This window comes from Oleiphilus sp. HI0128, from assembly GCF_001635365.1.
On sequence record NZ_LWGG01000971.1, the window covers coordinates 1 to 1,956 of the forward strand.

Below are 1,956 nucleotides of genomic sequence, written 5' to 3' on the forward strand. Positions count from 1 at the left end.
GAACTTTAGTTCGTTGCCTGTGGCTAAAATAATTAAGTTGACGACTTTACCGGATTCCCTAGGAACACACCACCGACGAAGCCTCTACAAATTAAAATGTACCTGAGAAACTTAAACAGCGGAGCGGAACAGCGGGAAACCGTGCCACTTACCCTAAAAACTTAAACGGAGGAATGTATGAAAAGAAACGAGCACTCCTTGCCGAATATTGAGCCTTAAACCTAAAGGCCAAAAAACATTTAACGCTTTTATAAACGGCGCGCGTCTTTTTGCGCGTCCAGTGCAGCCCACGTTCCTTTGTGGGCGGAACGAGGTTTGATAAACTTGTTAGGCACTTAGCAGTTTAACGGGTACAAGAAAATACCTTTTGTTTTTGTAAAAAGGATATCTTCAAGCAAGTGCTCTTTGCCCCGCACGATAATTTTTATAGCTTCTATTCTTAGCTCTTCAATTGAGATATCTGTAAGCTCAACACTTGAGACATATGACTCATAATACTCTCTGAAATATAACCTCTGTTTATCTTCATGATCGGCTCTGTCCATGACTGTGTTGGAAGGGTAATCTATGCTTTCGATCTCGCTAGAATTATATCTATCTACGTACCTGTACCTTGTAAAATGATCAAGCTTTAAAGATAACTCGTTAGAATCAGCGTAGGCGGTTATAGTTTGTGCTGGCCAAATTGCATTTGAGTCATCGTAAACGCGTATAGATATATAAAGCGTGGACAATGAGTTTACGCTACCCACACTAAAATCAACTTTAACGTCGTCTAATTCATAAACCAGCTTACTTTTTGCGCCTACGCTTCCGTGACATAACTCTCTCTCAGCACTTGCCCCTTCGGCCTGAGGATAAAAATACTCATCAGGTAAAATGACACAGGACGTTAATAGAATTGAACATATCAGAAGTAAAAAATGTTTGATCATGATTATTTTTGCCTAACGCCTTTAGCAGCGGCGAGTGAAACGAGTCCAGCCCACGGCCCTTTGTGGGCGATGCTGGCTAAACTGGTTAAATGTTTTAATACGCATAGCTACCGACCATGCCACTTTTTTAATGCTGACTTTACTACAGGCCAGTTTTCAAACTCTTTGATATGCCTAGAGTGCTCGAACTCATCACAGTTTTCGATGAACTCGGAACGTATACCTGAAATAAATTGCTTACTGTTTATTGTTAGTTTAGCGATCTCAGTGTCGCTTAACTCAATATTCACGCTACGGGTGCCAAACCTTAATTCGAGACACAAACACAGAAATTCTCGACCACCACTACATTGGTAGTGAATGTATTCGTAAGGCGCCATTGAGACTACCTTCATATCGTCTGGTTGAGCAATATCCATAGCTTACCTATGACATTTAACGCCTTGCGAATGGGCGAGTGGCGCGCAGCAAAGCGAGTCCAGCCCCGGGTGTTTTTCCGGGGCGAACATTGCGCAACTTGTTAGGTGGATAATACATCACTATCTATTACCACCGGCTACCCATACCTGATGATGCTCTTGTTCTAATAACTTTCGAAGCTTTCCAGTTTTAGAAAATAAGACCAAACAAATAATGCATCCTACTGGAGGCATAAACCAGAGAGAGGATATCAGTTGTTTTTTTAAAACTGGATCAATTCTTTTTAATCGAGAAATCTTAATCGTGTAAATCAAAGCTGGAATTAGCCAAATGAATAGAGCCACTACCAAAAATATTGCGATCAAAATTTCAACATCTGAGTCCATGCGAACACCTAACGCTTTTATAAACGGCGCACGGCTCTATCGTGCGTCCAACGCAGGCCACGTGTTTTTGTGGCCGGAGTGATGTTTGATGAACTGGTTAGATGTTTTAGAACGACCAACTACACCAAACACCACGTTAAAACCAAAGTGCTTGCCCAGAGACAAAAACACCGTAGATGGCGACTTTACCGGATTCCCTAGGAACACACCACCAA

At 41.8% G+C, this 1,956-nt stretch carries 3 protein-coding genes; all 3 read right to left on the bottom strand.

From position 1 onward, the window contains the following. Positions 1-335: 335 nt before the first annotated feature. Positions 336-935, bottom strand: a complete 600-nt coding sequence (locus A3763_RS15860) for a hypothetical protein (RefSeq protein WP_068634000.1) — start codon at positions 933-935, stop codon at positions 336-338. A gap of 107 nt (positions 936-1,042) precedes the next feature. Further along, positions 1,043-1,354 carry a hypothetical protein gene (locus A3763_RS15865; protein WP_068633999.1) on the bottom strand — a complete coding sequence of 104 codons (312 nt, stop codon included), beginning with the start codon at positions 1,352-1,354 and terminating at the stop codon, positions 1,043-1,045. 120 nt (positions 1,355-1,474) lie between these two features. Then, a complete protein-coding gene (locus A3763_RS15870) occupies positions 1,475-1,741 on the bottom strand; it encodes a hypothetical protein (protein ID WP_068633817.1) in 267 nt (88 codons plus the stop codon). Positions 1,742-1,956: the final 215 nt, after the last annotated feature.